Annotated in this window: 14 protein-coding genes; 6 read left to right on the forward strand and 8 right to left on the reverse strand. The window is 39.9% G+C overall.

What is annotated here, in order from left to right:
* Window positions 1–173 precede the first annotated feature (173 nt).
* Together LUD75_RS09830 and LUD75_RS09835 are read left to right on the forward strand one after the other, a co-directional pair.
* Window positions 174–2,297, forward strand: coding sequence for a Tex family protein (locus LUD75_RS09830; protein ID WP_232705493.1), 2,124 nt, complete (start codon window positions 174–176; stop codon window positions 2,295–2,297).
* Between the two features lie 185 nt (window positions 2,298–2,482).
* The gene (locus LUD75_RS09835; protein WP_232705494.1) at window positions 2,483–3,928 is read left to right on the forward strand and encodes an NAD(P)/FAD-dependent oxidoreductase; all 1,446 of its coding nucleotides are present in this window, start codon (window positions 2,483–2,485) and stop codon (window positions 3,926–3,928) included.
* A gap of 59 nt (window positions 3,929–3,987) precedes the next feature.
* Here the strand turns inward: LUD75_RS09835 and LUD75_RS09840 are convergent, their stop codons facing one another.
* The 3 genes from LUD75_RS09840 to LUD75_RS09850 form a co-directional block, all read right to left on the reverse strand.
* On the reverse strand, window positions 3,988–4,701 hold the full coding sequence (locus LUD75_RS09840; RefSeq protein WP_232705495.1) for a 3-ketoacyl-ACP reductase: 714 nt from the start codon (window positions 4,699–4,701) through the stop codon (window positions 3,988–3,990).
* A 225-nt stretch (window positions 4,702–4,926) separates the two neighbouring features.
* Window positions 4,927–5,667 carry a glycerophosphodiester phosphodiesterase family protein gene (locus LUD75_RS09845; RefSeq protein ID WP_232705496.1) on the reverse strand — a complete coding sequence of 247 codons (741 nt, stop codon included), beginning with the start codon at window positions 5,665–5,667 and terminating at the stop codon, window positions 4,927–4,929.
* Between the two features lie 124 nt (window positions 5,668–5,791).
* Window positions 5,792–7,354: a M20/M25/M40 family metallo-hydrolase gene (locus LUD75_RS09850; protein WP_232705497.1), complete on the reverse strand. Its 1,563-nt coding sequence runs from the start codon at window positions 7,352–7,354 to the stop codon at window positions 5,792–5,794.
* Between the two features lie 232 nt (window positions 7,355–7,586).
* Here LUD75_RS09850 and LUD75_RS09855 point away from each other — a divergent pair, with 232 nt between their 5' ends.
* The 3 genes from LUD75_RS09855 (at window position 7,587) to ligA (ending at window position 11,498) form a co-directional block, all read left to right on the forward strand.
* On the forward strand, window positions 7,587–8,543 hold the full coding sequence (locus tag LUD75_RS09855) for an aldehyde reductase (RefSeq protein ID WP_232705498.1): 957 nt from the start codon (window positions 7,587–7,589) through the stop codon (window positions 8,541–8,543).
* Window positions 8,544–8,631: 88 nt separating this feature from the next.
* Complete coding sequence (locus tag LUD75_RS09860) at window positions 8,632–9,417, forward strand: AraC family transcriptional regulator (protein WP_232705499.1); 786 nt, start codon at window positions 8,632–8,634, stop codon at window positions 9,415–9,417.
* Window positions 9,418–9,497: 80 nt separating this feature from the next.
* On the forward strand, window positions 9,498–11,498 hold the full coding sequence (gene ligA, locus LUD75_RS09865) for an NAD-dependent DNA ligase LigA (protein ID WP_232705500.1): 2,001 nt from the start codon (window positions 9,498–9,500) through the stop codon (window positions 11,496–11,498).
* Window positions 11,499–11,563: 65 nt separating this feature from the next.
* Here ligA and LUD75_RS09870 read toward each other — a convergent pair whose 3' ends face one another.
* Both LUD75_RS09870 and LUD75_RS09875 read right to left on the reverse strand, forming a co-directional pair.
* Window positions 11,564–12,214, reverse strand: a complete 651-nt coding sequence (locus tag LUD75_RS09870; protein WP_232705501.1) for a DUF1349 domain-containing protein — start codon at window positions 12,212–12,214, stop codon at window positions 11,564–11,566.
* A gap of 17 nt (window positions 12,215–12,231) precedes the next feature.
* Window positions 12,232–12,792, reverse strand: a complete 561-nt coding sequence (locus tag LUD75_RS09875) for a sugar O-acetyltransferase (protein ID WP_232705502.1) — start codon at window positions 12,790–12,792, stop codon at window positions 12,232–12,234.
* Window positions 12,793–12,870: 78 nt separating this feature from the next.
* Between LUD75_RS09875 and LUD75_RS09880 the strand changes: the two genes are divergently transcribed.
* Complete coding sequence (locus LUD75_RS09880) at window positions 12,871–13,632, forward strand: helix-turn-helix transcriptional regulator (protein ID WP_232705503.1); 762 nt, start codon at window positions 12,871–12,873, stop codon at window positions 13,630–13,632.
* Between the two features lie 224 nt (window positions 13,633–13,856).
* Here LUD75_RS09880 and LUD75_RS09885 read toward each other — a convergent pair whose 3' ends face one another.
* The 3 genes from LUD75_RS09885 to LUD75_RS09895 all read right to left on the reverse strand — a co-directional run bounded on the left by LUD75_RS09885 (window position 13,857) and on the right by LUD75_RS09895 (window position 17,570).
* Complete coding sequence (locus tag LUD75_RS09885) at window positions 13,857–14,258, reverse strand: hypothetical protein (RefSeq protein WP_232705504.1); 402 nt, start codon at window positions 14,256–14,258, stop codon at window positions 13,857–13,859.
* Window positions 14,259–14,373: 115 nt separating this feature from the next.
* A complete protein-coding gene (locus tag LUD75_RS09890; protein WP_232705505.1) occupies window positions 14,374–15,876 on the reverse strand; it encodes a T9SS type A sorting domain-containing protein in 1,503 nt (500 codons plus the stop codon).
* Between the two features lie 113 nt (window positions 15,877–15,989).
* A complete protein-coding gene (locus tag LUD75_RS09895) occupies window positions 15,990–17,570 on the reverse strand; it encodes a DHA2 family efflux MFS transporter permease subunit (protein ID WP_232705506.1) in 1,581 nt (526 codons plus the stop codon).
* Window positions 17,571–17,604: the final 34 nt, after the last annotated feature.

Raw genomic sequence — 17,604 nt, forward strand, 5'->3', positions numbered from 1 at the left:
TTAACAACGATAATAAAATATAATTTTAATTTGTTCAAAAAACAGTTTTGATGAGGTCACCAACTACCATTTTAACCTCAGTCAATTTCACGGTTCCTATTTTGAAAAATTAGAGATGATGCAATCTTCAGTTTTCATTACAAAACACTATTTTCGCTTTTCAAAACTTAGAGATGACTTCTTCAGACTTTATACAGAAACAGCTAAATATATCCTCCAAAAGCATAGACAGCACTCTTCAGCTCCTTGCAGAAGATTGTACCATCCCCTTCATTGCCCGCTACAGAAAAGACCGCACCGGTAATCTGGACGAGGTGGCGATTGAAAATATCTTCAAGCTAAACAAACAGTTTGATGAGATCACAAAACGTAAAGAAAGCATCCTGAAATCCATCGAAGAACAGAATGCGCTGAATCCTGAACTCAAACAAAAAATAGAACAGAGTTTTGACCTTCAAGAATTGGAAGATTTTTATCTGCCTTATAAAAAACGAAAGAAAACCAAAGCGGATTCAGCCAGAGAAAAAGGTCTGGAACCTTTGGCTAAAATCATTATGAGTCAGCGCAATGACGATGTGGAATTTCTTGCTTCAAAATACCTCAACAAGGATGTGGCAAATGAAGCAGAAGCTTTCCAAGGCGCGAGAGACATCATCGCAGAATGGATCAATGAAAATCTGTACATCCGAAAAAACCTCCGACGACTTTTTCAAAGAAAAGCAATTATCTCTTCAAAAGTTGTAAAGACTAAAAAAGAAGATGAAGCCGCTCAGAAATTCTCCCAATATTTTGAGTGGCAGGAAGCGCTGAACCGAATCCCAAGCCACAGATTATTAGCAATGCTCCGCGCAGAGAACGAAGGTTTTGTGAAAGTTTCTGTCGATGGTGACAAAGAAGAAGCGCTAGAAATGATGGAAAATGCCGTCATCAAAAGCAACAATTCCACGACCAAACAAATAGAACTCGCCATTGCAGATTCTTACAAACGCCTTTTGGAACCTGCCATTTCCAACGAAGCATTGCAGGAAGCCAAAGAAAAAGCAGACATCAAAGCCATCGAGGTTTTCTCTGAGAATCTTCAGCAATTATTGCTAGCGTCGCCATTGGGAGAAAAAAGGATTTTGGCAATCGACCCAGGATTCAGGACCGGTTGCAAAGTGGTTTGTCTGGATGAGAAAGGCGACCTACTAAACAACGAAACCATCTATCCACACGCGCCACAGAACGAAACCGGAATGGCGATGAAGAAAATCCGCTCGATGGTAAATGCCTATAATATTCAGGCCATTTCCATCGGAAACGGAACGGCTGGACGAGAAACGGAATTTTTCATTAAGAAAATCGCTTTCGATAAACCGATTCAGGTTTTTGTAGTGTCAGAAGCCGGCGCTTCCATCTATTCGGCCAGCAAGATTGCTAGAGACGAGTTTCCAAATTATGACGTCACAGTTCGAGGCGCAGTTTCTATCGGACGAAGATTGGCCGACCCGTTGGCAGAACTCGTAAAAATCGATGCCAAATCCATTGGTGTTGGGCAGTATCAGCACGATGTGGACCAGACCAAACTGAAAGAGGAATTGGACAATACGGTAATCCGTTCCGTGAACTCAGTTGGTGTAAATCTTAACACTGCGAGCAAATCGCTATTAAGTTATGTTTCTGGAATCGGAGAAAAAATGGCTGAGAACATCGTGAATTACCGAACAGAAAACGGTGCCTTCACGGAAAGAAAAGAACTCAAAAAAGTGCCAAGGTTGGGCGAAAAAGCCTTTCAACAAGCAGCAGCTTTCGTCAGAATCAAGAATGCAAAAAATCCTTTGGATAATTCGGCAGTGCATCCGGAAGCTTATAAGACCATTGAGAAAATGGCGAAAGACCTCGGTCTTAAAACCGAAGATTTGATTTCGAATAAAGAAAAAATCGCGCTCATCAATCCAGAAAAATACATCACGCCAGAAATAGGAATTCTAGGAATTAAGGATATTTTGAAAGAACTGGAAAAACCAGGATTGGACCCAAGAAAGTCAGCCAAAGTTTTTGAGTTTGACCCAAATGTAAAATCAATTAAAAATCTCAACCCAGGAATGATACTTCCAGGCATTGTGAACAACATTACGGCTTTCGGATGTTTCGTAGATTTGGGAATCAAAGAAAGTGGATTGGTTCATATTTCACAATTGAAAGACGGTTTTGTCTCGGACGTGAATGAGGTTGTAAAGCTACATCAGCACGTTCAGGTAAAGGTGGTGGAAGTAGATGAGGCGAGGAAAAGAATTCAGTTGACGATGATTTTGTAAGTGTTAACCACAAAAGTCACAACAGAAAAATAAACATTCATCATTGCAGAAGAGCAAAAAAGATAACTACATAACTTTGACCTTTTTTTCACTTTTGAATAACTTACAAAAAAGTACAGCTTTTGTGACTTTTGTGGTTATAAAAATTGATAAAGTTCTAATTCTATCAGAACGACCATAATAAAATGCAAACCAAAACACCTTTTTTCGCCATCTGCAAAGACTGCCTAGGCCTCGGAAAGAAAAAGCGGAGAATCAAGAAAAGTGCGCGCTTTCATTACCAAAAAGCCTTGTTGGAATTTGAAAAAGCAGGCCGTGATGGAATTGAACCTACTCCACCAGAAGCGAATTGGTATGTTTGCCCAACTTGCTCTGGCTCAGGATTGATTGCGTCTGATAATTTTCCAATTCCGGATACAGAAAATCTTCCGCACGTCGCCATCATCGGTGCTGGGATTGGCGGTGTTGCGTTGGCCGTGGCTTGTCTGCATCGTGGCATTCCGTTTACCATTTATGAGCGCGACAATAGTTTTAATGAACGGTCGCAAGGCTATGGGCTTACCTTACAGCAAGCCAGCAAAGCAATTGAAGGTTTTGGAATTTCAAAACTGGAAAAAGGTGTGGTCTCCACAAGACATCTGGTTCACACACCCGACGGAAAAGTGGTTGCCGAATGGGGAATGCGAAAGTGGCTTCAAAATTCCGAAAAGCAATCTCCTAAAAAGACCAATATCCATATCGCCAGACAATCGCTCCGTTCCGCATTCATAGAACAATTGGGCGGAAATGACAAGATAAAATGGGGACATCAACTCATTGATTTTAATGAAACTCAAGACGGTAAAATTGACCTTAACTTTCAAGTCAATGGCGAATCAACAATTGAAAAAGCTGATATCATAGTCGGTGCAGACGGTATCCGAAGTGCCGTTCGAAATATTTTAATTGGTGAAGAAATTTCCCCTTTACGTTATTTGGATTGCATCGTGATTTTAGGCATTTGCCCATTGAATGTATTAGAAAATCCAGACCATCATTTGTTAGATTCAGCCACGGTATTTCAGACAGCCAATGGGAATGAAAGGATTTATATGATGCCATTTGATGCCGATTCCATAATGTGGCAACTCAGTTTTCCTATGTCTGAGGACGAAGCGAAAAACCTAAGCAGTAAAGGTTCAGAAGCGCTTAAGAAAGAAGCCATCCGACGAACCAATTGGCACTCGCCTATTCCTGAAATCATCAACGCTACATTGGCAAGTCAGATTTCCGGATATCCTGTTTATGACCGCGCATTGCTCACGTCAGAATTAATGAAAAACTTCGGAAAAGCCACGTTGATTGGCGATGCCGCGCACCCGATGAGTCCTTTCAAAGGGCAAGGTGCCAATCAGGCTTTGTTGGATGCGTTGTCCTTAGCTCGTGAAATCTCAAAAAAATGCAGACCATTATCGCAATGGCGAACCGATGGAATCAGGAAAAGCGTCCTATCCGATTTCGAATCAGAAATGATACAGCGAAGTTCTATTAAAGTTGAAGATTCCGCGGCCGCCGCACAGTTCCTACATTCCGATATTGCGCTCTATGAAGGGAATGAGCCACGGGGGAAAGTTTTGAAAAGAAAAGATTAATCCAATAAAAAAGCGGTCTACATTGTTGTAAAACCGCTTTTGCTTTATCATTTTTAAACTTAAGGATTCGTGGAGAAAATAGAACCGTTGGCAATCAATGCGCGTCTGTTCATTTTCAGGATATCTCTTACCCATTCTGCAAAGTCTTCCGGCTGAAGCACTTTGTCTGGATTGCCGTCCGTCAAACCGCCGTTGATGCTCATATCCGAAGCAATTGTACTTGGCGTCAAAGTGATGACACGGATGTTTTCCTTTCTCCATTCCGCCATCATCGATTGTGATAATGAAACCACTGCGGCTTTCGAAGCGGCGTAGGCTGACATATTCGGTCCACCTTTCAAACCTGCTGTGGAAGCTACATTCACGATATCACCCTGACCTTTTTCTTTCAAGAAAGGATGAACCGCTTTCGCCACGTAATAAACACCGAAAAGATTGGTTTTAATGACCTGCTCCCAAGTTTCAGAAGGCATTTCCTCGATGCTTCCAAAGTCGCCTACTCCAGCGTTGTTGACCAAAATATCCACACCGCCAAGTTGCTCTGCCAGCGACTCGATTCCGGCTTTCACTTCCAATTCGTTGTCCACACTGAAAACGGCGTAGGCTACTTTCACGCCAGTTGCTTTCAGTTCGTTTGCTGTTATTTTGAGATAATTTTCGTTTCTTCCTGTGATGCCGACGTTCACGCCTTCATTGGCTAGGATTTGCGCAACCGCTTTCCCAAGGCCTCTTCCACCACCAGTGATGATGGCGTTTTTTCCTTTTAAATTCATTGTAATCATTTTGAAGGTGCAAATTTACCAAACGATTGTTTAGAAAAGAAACATTGCAATTAGATTTAATGAAATCTTATCATTTGGTAAGTCTATAAGACGGTGGATTTTATCGCAAAGGCGCAAACTTGATTGAATTACAAATGTCAAAAAAAGTCGCAAAAAAAACTTTGCGACTTTTAATATCTCAATCACAAAAATTAATTGCGACTTTGCGATGAAAACCTATTTCAATTGGTCTGGAACATTCGTGGTGACGAATTTCAAACCTTGTTCTTTCAGTTTTTTGTAAACTTCAAGGTCATTCACAGTCCAGGAATTGGTAATTAATCCTAAGGCATTCGCTTCTGAAATCCACGTTGGATTCTTTTCGAACACGCTGTAATGATAATCGATGCCGTCCAATCCTTCGGCTTTTATCTGTTGAGGCGAAAGATTTCCTTCCAGATATTGTACTTTGAATTTCGGTTCTACTTTTTTGATTTCTTTACAAACATTCAAACTAAAAGAAATGAATTCGCTCTGAGATTCCAACTTCAAATCCTTGATGGTTTGAATGGTTTTCTTCACAATTTCGTTTTCAATTTCTGGCGTTTTTGCAGGTTTGATTTCAACAATTAATTTGAGAGACGAATCTTTTTTACCTTGTTTCAAATAATCTTTCAAAATGGGAAACTTCTCGCCATTGGAAAGTTTGAGTTTTTCCAATGTTTTGAAGTCCGTTTCAGAGACTTCCATTTTGCCGTGGTGCTCATCGTGGTTGATGACGAGAACGCCATCTTTGGTCATTCTCACATCGAATTCTGCGCCGTAGATTTTCAGCTTTTGCGCATTCTCTAAAGCCTTCAAAGAATTTTCTGTCGTTGGCGGATTGGTTTGCCAATAGCCTCTGTGCGCGATGATTTGGGTTTGGGCATTCATTATTATTGAACTTAAAATCGTTAATCCTAGAATTAGTTTCTTCATTTTTAATATTATTGAGAATTGAAATTTAACGCAAAGGCACTAAGATTTAATCATATAAAACTTATGATTTTAAGGCACAAAGTTTAACTTCGTTAAAACCTCAGCTTAGCACGATTGGAAATTATTATTCATCGTTGCTTGTTCTCTTCGGCTCTCGTGCAACTGGCCATTTCATTGGTTCGCCTTTTTCGTCGTTTGGCATTACTCTTTTTTCACGGCTAGTGAATTCTGGGTCTTCGGAAGCCATATAAGCTAAAGTGGCTGTCAGAATCACATTGTTCTTCAACTCATCAAAGACAATTTTGTCATAAGTGTCTTTGGTCGTGTGCCAGGTGTAACCGAAATAGCCCCAGTTAAGTGAACTCAAAGAGAATCCAGGCACGCCAGCCGAAACGAAAGAAGCGTGGTCGGAACCGCCTCCACCAGGCATTCCCGGGAAGTTGGTCTTGATGTTGTCCTTCACTTTTTTAGGAACGGCATCCAGCCATTTTCCGATGTACGCGTAAGAATCTTTGAAACCTTGTCCGCTGATGTCCACCACTCTACCCGTTCCGTTGTCTTGATTGAAAACCGCCTGCACACCTTTGATGATTTCAGGATTGTCTGCAACGAAACCACGTGAGCCGTTCAATCCTTGCTCCTCGCTTCCCCAAAGTCCGACGATGATGGTTCGTTTGTTATTTGGGTAATATTTTTTCAGGATTCGCATTGTTTCGAGCATCGTCAAAGTTCCGGTTCCGTTGTCTGTTGCACCTTGCGCACCGTCCCAAGAATCTAAGTGAGCAGAAAGAATGACATATTCGTTTGGTTTCTCTTTTCCTTTGATGATTCCGATGGTATTGAAGGATTTCGCTTCTGGAAGAACTTTGGATTGTGTATCGATTTTGATTCTCGGTTTCGCGCCTTTCTCCGCCATTCTATAGAGCATTCCGTAATCTTCCAAATCAATATCGAACATTGGAATCTTTTTGGTCTTGGCTCCGAAAATACGGTTGGTGCTCATAATTCCCGTCCAGTTGGAAATCGCGATGCCCGATGCACCTGCTTTTTCCAAAGCTTCTGGCAACGTGTTGTTGTCGTAGCCTATAGTTTTGATGTATTCTTGAAAATCTTTGGTCGCTTGTTGCTTTTCAGCTTTCAGTTTGTCGTATAATTCTGGCGTTGCAAATTCTTTGATTTGCTCATCGGAACGGCCAATTTTCTGATATTGCGCCATCAAAACAATTTTTCCTTTTACCGATGGCAACCATTTGTCAAACTCGGCTTTGGAAGTCACTTTGGGAAGAATTACCGCTTCCGCTTCAACAGCTTTTTTGGTTGATGGACTCCAAGCCAATTGCGTTGCCGACAAAGTTTTTGTTCTTGGAAAAACCATATCCACGTGTGTGGTTCCTCGTTGCCAGCCTTTCCACGTTCCAAATTGCTGAAGGTTTGCTTCGATGCCCCAAGATTTCAGTTTATCGGCGGTGTAATTATTGGCGGAAAGCATTTCTGGCGTTCCTACCAATCTTGGTCCGATGCCATCCAAAAGTTCATAGGCCATCTCCTCGAGTTGGGAATTGTTGTTGGCCTCGTTGACAAAACTTTCGACAATCGGATTGAGTTTTTCTGTTGATTTGGTTTGAGCGTTAGAAAATTGGACTGCAAAGAAAACGGCAGACATCGTGAACAAAGTGTTTCGCTTCATATCTTTTTATTTGATGACGATAAAGATAGTAAAATCGGGAGAAATGATGTCTGATAAACCCAGAAATGCAACTACTTTTACCTTTTCAATTAACAGCTTGTCTATTAAATCAATAAACAGGTTTGAATAATTTTGTAACAGCTGTAAACTTCACAACAAAGAAAAATTGAACTTTTAAACAAAGTAAACCAGATTATTATTTCGGAATTTTGCATCAATAAATTTTTAGAAAATGAAAAATAAAACAGTATTAGTAACGGGAGGAACTGGCTTTGTCGGAATTCACACGATTTTACAATTGTTACAGAAAGGTTACAATGTCAAAACCACACTTCGCTCCATTTCAAAGAAAGACATCATCATCAACGCTTTGAAAGAAGGCGGCATTTCGGATTTTGAGAATCTTCAGTTTTTTGAAGCCGATCTTTCTGAGGATAAAGGCTGGGATGAGGCCGTGGAAGGTGCTGATTACGTCCTGCACATCGCATCGCCGTTTCCCGCAGGAGAACCAAAAGATGAAAACGAATTGATAATACCAGCTCGTGATGGCGCACTGCGCGTTTTGAAAGCCGCAAAAAAAGCTGGCGTACAACGTGTTGTTTTAACCTCTTCTTTTGCTGCAATTGGTTACAGCATCGATGTCAAAGGTCATATTTTTACAGAAGAAGACTGGACCGACACCAATGTTCCACTTCCTGCCTACATCAAGTCGAAAACGGTCGCAGAGAAAGCCGCTTGGGATTATGTGGAAAATGAAGGAAAAGGTCTGGAACTTTCTGTCATCTGCCCGGTTGGGATTTTCGGACCGGTTTTGGGCGAAATCACCTCCGCATCACTGGATATTGCGGTCATTGAAATTATAAACGGTACTACCAAAGAAAGTGGTAATTTCACAATGGGAATCGTGGATGTACGCGATGTGGCAGATATCCATATCAAAGCAATGGAAAGTCCGAAAGCCGTTGGCGAAAGATTCATTGCCAGTTCGGATGGCGTCATTAGTTTCTCCGATGTTGCAGAATTAATCAAAAAAGAAAGACCTGAAAAATCTGCGCATATTGCCAACTTGGAAAAGCCAGCGCCAGAATTTTATAAACAAATGTCAAACGAAAAAGCAAGAACCATCTTAGGCTGGACGCCACGAAGCCGTGATGAAGCCATATTATCGAGCGTTGACAGTTTGAAATAATCTAACCCGAAAAGTACGAATGTAACTTGCATTCGTACTTTTTTCTTGAAACAAATTGTAATTTTACATTAAGACAAATCTCAATACTTTGAAATTTAACAACATCCAATCCTGTCATTTGGGTCCGGAAATTTCGCCGGAACAATTTATTCCAGAGCATTTTTTCATTGTTTTGATGAAAGGTTCTATGATAGCCTTCAATGGAAACAAAAACTACCAAGTGAATGAAGGCGATTATTACATTGCCAGAAAAAATCATTTGGTGCGATATACCAAATATAAAAATGATGACGATTTCGAAAAAATAATCATCATTTTTGATGAAGCATTCCTTAAAAAATTCCTTGAACGAAACCCTTTTTCAGCGACTGCATTCTCCAGCAATGATTCGTTTTTAAATTTGGAAAAAAGTCCATTGATTCGAAATTTTATAGATTCTTTGCAGCCATATTATGGTGACGGCGAAAAGATAGACGATAATTTTTCCGATATCAAGCGGGAAGAATTATTATTGATATTACTGAAGAACAATCCTGAGTTGTCGAATGTCTTCTTCAACTTTGGCGCACCGGAAAAAATTGATCTGGAGGAATTTATGCTCCGCAACTTTCGGTTCAACATTCATCTGGAAAGATTCGCTTATTTGACGGGAAGAAGTCTGTCTTCCTTCAAACGTGATTTCCAGAAAATATTTGGACTAAATCCCGGAAAATGGCTGACTCAAAAACGACTTGAGGAAGCTCATTTTTTGCTTCGAAATGAAAAACGAAAACCCAACGATATTTATCTGGACTTAGGATTCGAAGACCTGTCGCACTTTTCTTTTGCCTTCAAAAAAGAATTTGGAATATCTCCGAGTGAAGTTTTGGTTTGATTTTTCCCAAAGCACGTTTAGTTCAGAATTCACTTTTGAACTTTTATTCTAATGCCTACATTTGTAAAAATTAATTCCCAATGTCCGAAAACATTCAACAAAAGATAGAACAGCTCCGCAAAGAACTCAACCAGCATAATGAAAACTATTATCTGATGGATGAGCCGAGCATTTCTGACCTTGAATTTGATTTATTATTAAAAGAACTTCAGGATTTGGAGGCCAAACATCCGGAATTTCACGATGACAACTCTCCGACCGTGCGTGTTGGTGGCGGTGTGACCAAGATTTTCCCGACCATTCAGCATCAGTTTAGAATGTACTCTTTAGATAATTCTTACGATTTTGATGACTTGGCAGACTGGGAAAAACGCATCATTAAAACGATTGATGAACCTGTAGAATTTGTTGCTGAATTAAAATATGACGGTGCCTCGATTTCTATTTTGTATGAAAACGGAAAGCTGGTACAGGCTGTTACGCGTGGCGACGGTTTTCAAGGTGATGAAATCACTTCCAACGTGAAAACCATTTCAGATATTCCGGTAAAACTAGCTGGAGATTTTCCTGAACGTTTTTTTATGCGTGGTGAAATTTATCTGACGAGAAAAAACTTTGATAAAATCAATAAACAGCGTGAGGAAGAAGGTCTTGACCTTTTTATGAACCCAAGAAATACGGCAAGCGGAAGTCTGAAAATGCAGGACAGCGGTGAAGTGAGAAAACGGAGATTATCTTCGGTTTTGTATCAGTTTGTGTCGCAGGAAGTTCCGGCGGAAAGTCATTGGGAACTGCTTCATCAAGCACACGATTGGGGTTTTACAATTTCGGCTCAGGCAAAACTCTGCAAAAATTTAGATGAAATAAAAGAATTTATCAATTTCTGGGATACGGAAAGACATAATTTGCCTTTTGAAATTGATGGAATCGTACTGAAAGTCAATTCATTAAAACAGCAGAGACAGCTTGGTTATACTGCCAAATCTCCACGTTGGGCGATGGCTTATAAATTTAAAGCCGAAAAAGTAGAAACTGAACTTGAAAAGGTGACTTACCAAGTTGGAAGAACCGGAGCAATTACACCTGTGGCGAATCTGAAACCAGTTTTATTAGCAGGAACGACCGTAAAACGTGCTTCTCTTCACAATGAAGATATTATTAAAAAACTCGGTTTGCACGAACACGATTTTGTGTATGTGGAAAAAGGTGGTGAAATTATTCCTAAAATCGTCGGCGTCAACGAGGAAAAAAGAACATCAGACAGCAAAGAAATCGAGTACATCAAAAACTGTCCGGAGTGCGGAACTGAATTGATAAAATTGGAAGACCAGGCAATTCATTTCTGCCCCAATGATTTGCATTGCCCGCCTCAGGTGGTAGGAAGAATGATTCATTATGTTTCCCGAAAGGCTTTGAATATTGATAATCTGGGAAGTGAGACCATCGAGCAGTTATACAAAGAAAGACTGATTGAAAATCCTGCAGACTTTTATGCTTTAACGAAAGAACAGATTCTGCCTCTGGAAAGAATGGCTGAAAAATCGGCTCAGAATATCATTGATGGCATTGAAAAATCAAAGGAAATTCCGTTTGAAAAAGTGTTGTTTGGAATTGGCATCAAACACGTTGGTGAAACGGTTGCGAAGAAATTGGTGAAAAATTTCAACACGATTGATGATTTGAGAAAAGCAACGGCTGAAGAATTATGTCAGGTGGAAGATATCGGGATGAAAATTGCGGTGAGCATCGTTGATTTCTTTAATAATCCTGAAAATATTCTGATGCTTGAAAGATTAAAATCCTACGGCGTTCAGCTGGAAAAAGGAGAAAATACAAATGAAGTTTTATCGAATGCTTTGGACGGAAAAACGTTTTTGTTCACTGGAAAATTATCGCTGTTCACAAGAGAATCTGCGGAAGAAATGGTGGAGAAACACGGCGGGAAAAATATTTCTGCGGTTTCTAAAAATCTGAATTATCTGGTGGTTGGTGAAAAAGCAGGAAGCAAACTGAAAAAAGCTCAGGATATTGGGACGATTACGATTCTTGATGAACAGGAGTTTTTGGATTTGATTGGTTAAGAGTAAACTACAAAAGTCACAAAAGAATTAAATATTCCTTTTTTGACTTCTGTGGTTTCCATATTTTACTGATTTTTCTTCAGCCATTCCAACCGGCGATGGTCGGGAAGATGTTTGACCGAGAAGTTTTCGAAAGTAGCCTTGAAGCCGTTTCCATCCGGACTTGCCGCCATAAATCCGACTTGTACAGGTGTGTTGTCCTGCAGATAGGCATTTCTCATCATCACATATTCTTTGTCGTCGAAGGAATAAAAAATCTCGACCGCATCGAGTCTTCGTACTGCTTTTATCCAGACAAATGGTGGCGTTTTTTCTAAAACAATCACGCTCCAGTCGCTGGTTTTGTGAGTAACGACGGTACTCAGATTGAATTTTCCGTCCACGAATTCTACGCCGGCTTTGATGTAATTTTGTTCATCAATTCTCAGCATCAGTCCCATTTGGTCGAAGCGGGCTTTATAATCTCCGGTAATTTTCACTTTGGTTTCGAATTCTCCGCCGTAAGTTGAATAGTAAAATGGCGCGTCGTCGACCGTAAAACCGTAGTGTGAAATCCGCCAGTAGTCACTTTGTGGCGTGACGTTCATTATCAGTTTTTTGTCTTTGATTTCCCACTGAGAAGGCTCGTTGAACCAGGTCATTTTTTCAAGAGATTGGGCTTTTAATCCTGAAAACAAGTTCAGAAATATGATGGAGGACAGTATTATTTTTTTCATTTTAATCTTGATTGATTTTATAGTTCACGGATGACTTTGCAAGGATTTCCGACCGCTAAAACATTGGCAGGAATATCTTTCGTCACCACGCTTCCCGCTCCTATCACCGTATTGTCACCAATCGTGACGCCGGGAAGGATGCTGCAGCCTGCGCCAATCCAGACATTGTTTCCAACCGTGATTGGATAAGCATATTCCAAAGCTTTGTTGCGCTGCTCGACATCGAAAGGATGACCAGCTGTGTAGAATCCGCAGTTGGGTGCAATCATCACGTTGTCTCCGAAAGTGACTTTTGCACAATCAAGAATTACAACATTCACGTTGGTGTAGAAGTTCTCGCCAATCTCGATATTGTAGCCGTAATCGCAGTAGAAAGGTTGTTCGATATGAAACATTTTTCCGGTTTTGCCGAAGAGTTTTTTGATTAATGCTTTTCTTTCTTTGAGCTTGGAAGGCTGAAGGTGATTGTATTCAAAACAGAGGTCTTTGGCGATATTTCTTTCTTTGGTGAGATGTTTGTCTGACGCGTCATAGATTTCTCCGTTCAGCATTTTTTCTTTTTCGTTCAGATTATTCATTGTATTTTTATTTTGATAAAGGGCAAATTTACAAGCTTAAAAATTGCAAACCAATACTGATAAATAACCATTTCTTTAATGAAAACCATCCAATCCGACCTCAACGAAAAACTCCTCCAACAGGAATTCTCTTCCACTTTTGAAAGCGAAAATTTACAGCTTCAAAAATGTCAGGAAATTTCACAGAATTTTGTGGATTTAGAGAACGGCATTGCAGTTTTGAGCGACCTTCAAAATAATAGAAGTTATGTTTATTCAGGGAAATTGGCGGATGAGTTGACGATTTTTCAGGATAAAGATTTTCAGGAAATTGAGAGCATTTGGGAGGAAGAACTTTTTGCGAAATTAAATGCTGAAGATGTTTTGCAGAAGCATTTGCTGGAGCTGCAGTTTTTTCAATTCATTAAGACCATTCCTTTTGAGGAGCACAAAGATTATTGTGTGGTGAGCAGATTGAGAATTGCTGACAACCAAAAGCAGAAAGCGATTCTCCACAAGATGTTTTACTTCACCAACGCGGATGATAAAAATGTGGAACTGGCGCTTTGCCTTTATCATTTTGATTTTCTGCATTCGTCTCTTCATCACGGGATGATCATCAATACGGCGAACAGTTCGGTCATTCATCAGACAGAGGCCGGGAATTCTGCGTTTCTATCGGGTCGGGAAAAGGAAATTTTGAAGATGATTCAGGATGGCAAACGAAGTAAGGAGATTGCGGAGTTGCTTTTCATCAGCATCAATACCGTGAATCGGCATCGGCAGAATATTCTGGAGAAACTGCGTGTCGGGAATATGACAGAAGCCTGTGTGATGGCGGCGAAGTTGCGGTGGATATGATGAGTTGGAGGGTTTGAGGGTTTGAGTGTTGGAGAGTTGGAGAGTTGGAGGGTTTGAGTGATTTTTATTGGGATGGAAAAACTTGGATACGGTGGAAACTCCCTAGCCCTGATGGTAGCGTAAATCCTTTTTTGCATAGGCTGCGCGAAATTCAGTGTGACAAAACGTGAAGCAAAAAAGATTGCAGCGGACAGCAGGTTCCCGGCTCCTGATGATTTAAATCATTACTTTTCGCTTTCCAGTTCTTTGAGGTCGATGTCTTTGATGTTGGCTTCTATCTTCTCGACTTTCAGGCTTTGGCGCAGGTAGCCGAAGAGACTCATATACCAATTGGCGACCCAGACGAGCGCAAAAAATGCCAGCAGGTAACCGCGCCAATCGTCGTAAAGCAGCTTGTACTGCGTGATGACGAGAAATATGAAACTAATGTAATGGCTGAAACAGTACTCGCAGGTGAAGAGGTAGAAGAATTTTCGCTTCGCCAGTGATTTGGCAGTGCCACAAACATTTTGGCAATATTCCCTCGGTTCTCGGAAAATTTCCTCGTGAGTGACCGTCCAGGCGACGCAAGCGACGGGAAGTGCGATGACGAATAGATAGATCAGTTGAGAAGCGAGAGGCAGCATAAGATTTGGTTTTGAGGTAATTGAGCGATAAACGATCAGCAGAAAAATCAGTGCCAAAAAAAACTCGGAATCAAATTGAAACCGAGTTTTTACAGATTATTAATTTTGTAAGTGCTTATTTCTTAATGATCTTCTTGACAACTGCTTCATTTTGGTTGCCAACAATATTCATTTTTAAGTTATAGACACCTTTTGGAAGATTATTTAAATTAAGTCTGTCAATATTATTGTCAGTTCTGATTAATTTACCATCTAAGGAATACAACTCAGTTTTTTCAATATTTTGATTAAAGTTCAGAACATCTACAACTGGATTAGGAAATAATTCAATTTCATTAAATTTATTATCAGCTGCAGATAAAATAATTGATGAATTGAAACGAGCTAATAGAATATCAAGATTAGCATAGCCTACTAGATATATCTTGCCATTATTTGTCAACACCATATCCCGGAAGTAAGACCCGTTCATGTAAGATTGCTTTGTAATTCCATTGGTTCCAAATGTAGGATCTAAATAGCCAGTATTTGTAACTCTTATCAAAGCAATATCTGTATACGAGCCTGAACGATAATTTCCTAATAATAATATTTTACCATCACTTTGTAATTTCATTGATTGTGGTGTATCATCAGAATTACCAATCGCTGTACTAAAAATACCATCACCGTTGAATGTTGTATCCAATGTCCCATTTGCATTCAATCTTATTATTGCAAAATCGTCTCTGTTATTGATTGAACTGAAATATGCACCTCCAACAATTATTTTGTTGTCATTCTGAAATGCTATACCAATGGGATTATCATTGTTAGGACCTAGGGTAATGACCTGCTTTCCATCTACGCTAAATGATGTATCTAATGAACCGTTTGTATTATATTTAACAACTGCAAAATCTGCAGCGCTAGAAGGACCATAACTATAACCTGTAACAGCAAATTTACCATCTTTATTAATTGCAATGTCCCTTACATAATCATCGTTACCCAAAACGTCAGTTGTCAATTTACCATCATCACTAAATGTTGTATCTAATGTACCATTAGTATTAATTCTTGCAACTGCAATATCTTTGTACGAACCGGTAAACGATTCACCTGCAACCAAAATTTTACCGTCTGATTGTATTGTTACTGCTTTTGCTACATCCTCACCTGTTCCAAAAGCAATTGTTAATTTTCCAGTATTATTAAATGAGGTATCTAAGGAGCCATCTGCGTTTAATCTAATAACAATAAAATCTACCCTATTACTACCGTCGTTCCAATACCCTACTGCCATAATTTTGTTATTTGGCAATATTTTCATATCATATAAAACTGCATTTTGTCCTCCTAAGTAAATACCAGCTTCACCTTCTGACCCAAAACTAGCATCTAATTGTCCAATTTGTGAAAACCTATAGAATTTAAATGTTTGACTACGGTATGTACCTACAATCAGATTTTGATTAGAATCCAATTCTAAACATGTACCATATGACTGACTATCATATTTCAAAAAGCCGGAAGTTCCAAAATTAGTATCTAATGTACCATCATTTTGAGCAAAAAAGAAAGTCGAAAGAATAGTAAATAAATAAGTAAAAATTTTTTTCATGATTATTTTTTGCAAAACTATGCTTTTACGAATGAATAAAAAAAACATTTTTGCTAATATTTAATGAAAAAACTCAGAACCATTTCTGATCCTGAGTTTTTACACAAATAACTAAAAAAAAATAAATATTAATGCGCTGAGCTAAGGTCGATCTTCTCGCCCTTGCCTTTGCGTTCTCTTACGAATAGTACGAATGGGATACAGATGAGGAACATCAATCCCAGATAAAGGAAAACATCCATATAAGACAGTACTGTAGCCTGTTTCGTAACGCCATAATCTAGAATCTGATAGGCCGATTGAAGCGCTTTGTCCGGCGCCATTCCTTTTGCAATGAAACTTGCCTTGAGTCCAGCAACTCTCTGCTGAACATCCAAGTCGTTGACATCCAAATGTGCGACAAGCGTGCTTCTATAAAGTTCACTTTTGTTGGCGATAAAAGTCGTGATAGCAGCAATCCCGAATGAACCTCCGAGCTGACGCATCATTCCTGTGAAAGCGGCACCTTGACCGATCTCGGGACCTTTCAAAGTACTAAGTGATAAGGATGTAATTGGAATAAATAATAATCCCAATCCCATTCCACGGACGATCAACATCCAGAAGAAGGCGTCTTTGCCAGTATCTGGTGTGATAATTTTGTAACCCCAGAAACTATAGACGAAGAATATTAATAATCCTAATGCTACCAAGATCTGTTGTTTGACTCCTCTTGTAAGCAACTGTCCGATGATCGGCATCATAAAAGCGGTGGTCAATGCCGCAGGAATCATTAATGCGCCTGATTGCAAGGCTGTCCAGCCCAAAATACTTTGTGTATAAAGTGGCACAATGAACGTGGAACCGTACAAACCAAATCCTAAAACGAAGGACATAATGGTTCCGATCCTCAGGTTTCCATTCTTCAAAACTCTAAGTTCTACGATCGGATATTTGAAGGTGAGTTCTCGCCAAATGAAAAGGATGAAGCCTACAACTGCCGTGATCGTCAAGAAAACGATGGCTTTGCTTTCGAACCAATCGTCCTCGTGGCCTCTTTCCAAAATGTACTGCAATGAACCTACGAAGGCTGCCAGCAATCCAATCCCTGCCCAATCGACATCGGAAGCTGAACGTTTCTCGGAGTATCTCGGACTTTTTACGAACTGGATCGTCAATAATGTCGCGATGATTCCCAAAGGAATATTTATATAAAAAATATAAGGCCAGCTGTAATTATCAACAATATAACCTCCCAAAGGCGGACCTAAAGTTGGCCCGATGATAACACCCAGACCATAGATCGCCTGAGCCATACTTCTCTTCTCTACCGGATAGGATTCTGTAATGATCGTCTGCGAAGTCACCAAAAGTGCTCCACCTCCAATTCCCTGCATCAATCGGAAAAATACCAGTTCCCAAATGTTGGTGGCATTACCACAGAGAAAAGAAAAAATCGTGAATATAATGATGGACGCCGCAAAATAATTTCGTCTTCCGAACTGCTGAGACAACCAGCTTGTCATCGGAACGATAATGACGTTACCAATGGCATAAGCGGTGATGACCCAACCCACTTCGGAAAGTGTGGCGCCAAGATTACCTTTCATCTCATTTAGGGCCACATTCACGATCGTGGAATCCACAATCTCCAGAAGGGCGCACATAATGGCGGTGATGGTAATAATGGTTCTGCGGAATCCATATTCTACTAATGAATCGTCTTGCATTGTTTTATTTTTTATTAAGAGATTTTGAAATTCA

Source organism: Epilithonimonas sp. JDS (assembly GCF_021261315.1).
GTDB lineage: Bacteria > Bacteroidota > Bacteroidia > Flavobacteriales > Weeksellaceae > Epilithonimonas.

Excerpts from the sequence above, each read along its gene's own strand:
- LUD75_RS09830 (WP_232705493.1), top strand. The coding sequence starts at position 174 with ATGACTTCTTCAGACTTTATACAGAAACAGCTAAATATATCCTCCAAA.
- LUD75_RS09835 (WP_232705494.1), top strand. The coding sequence starts at position 2,483 with ATGCAAACCAAAACACCTTTTTTCGCCATCTGCAAAGACTGCCTAGGC.
- LUD75_RS09840 (WP_232705495.1), bottom strand. The coding sequence starts at position 4,701 with ATGAATTTAAAAGGAAAAAACGCCATCATCACTGGTGGTGGAAGAGGC.
- LUD75_RS09845 (WP_232705496.1), bottom strand. The coding sequence starts at position 5,667 with ATGAAGAAACTAATTCTAGGATTAACGATTTTAAGTTCAATAATAATG.
- LUD75_RS09850 (WP_232705497.1), bottom strand. The coding sequence starts at position 7,354 with ATGAAGCGAAACACTTTGTTCACGATGTCTGCCGTTTTCTTTGCAGTC.
- LUD75_RS09855 (WP_232705498.1), top strand. The coding sequence starts at position 7,587 with ATGAAAAATAAAACAGTATTAGTAACGGGAGGAACTGGCTTTGTCGGA.
- ligA (WP_232705500.1), top strand. The coding sequence starts at position 9,498 with ATGTCCGAAAACATTCAACAAAAGATAGAACAGCTCCGCAAAGAACTC.
- LUD75_RS09870 (WP_232705501.1), bottom strand. The coding sequence starts at position 12,214 with ATGAAAAAAATAATACTGTCCTCCATCATATTTCTGAACTTGTTTTCA.
- LUD75_RS09875 (WP_232705502.1), bottom strand. The coding sequence starts at position 12,792 with ATGAATAATCTGAACGAAAAAGAAAAAATGCTGAACGGAGAAATCTAT.
- LUD75_RS09880 (WP_232705503.1), top strand. The coding sequence starts at position 12,871 with ATGAAAACCATCCAATCCGACCTCAACGAAAAACTCCTCCAACAGGAA.
- LUD75_RS09885 (WP_232705504.1), bottom strand. The coding sequence starts at position 14,258 with ATGCTGCCTCTCGCTTCTCAACTGATCTATCTATTCGTCATCGCACTT.
- LUD75_RS09895 (WP_232705506.1), bottom strand. The coding sequence starts at position 17,570 with ATGCAAGACGATTCATTAGTAGAATATGGATTCCGCAGAACCATTATT.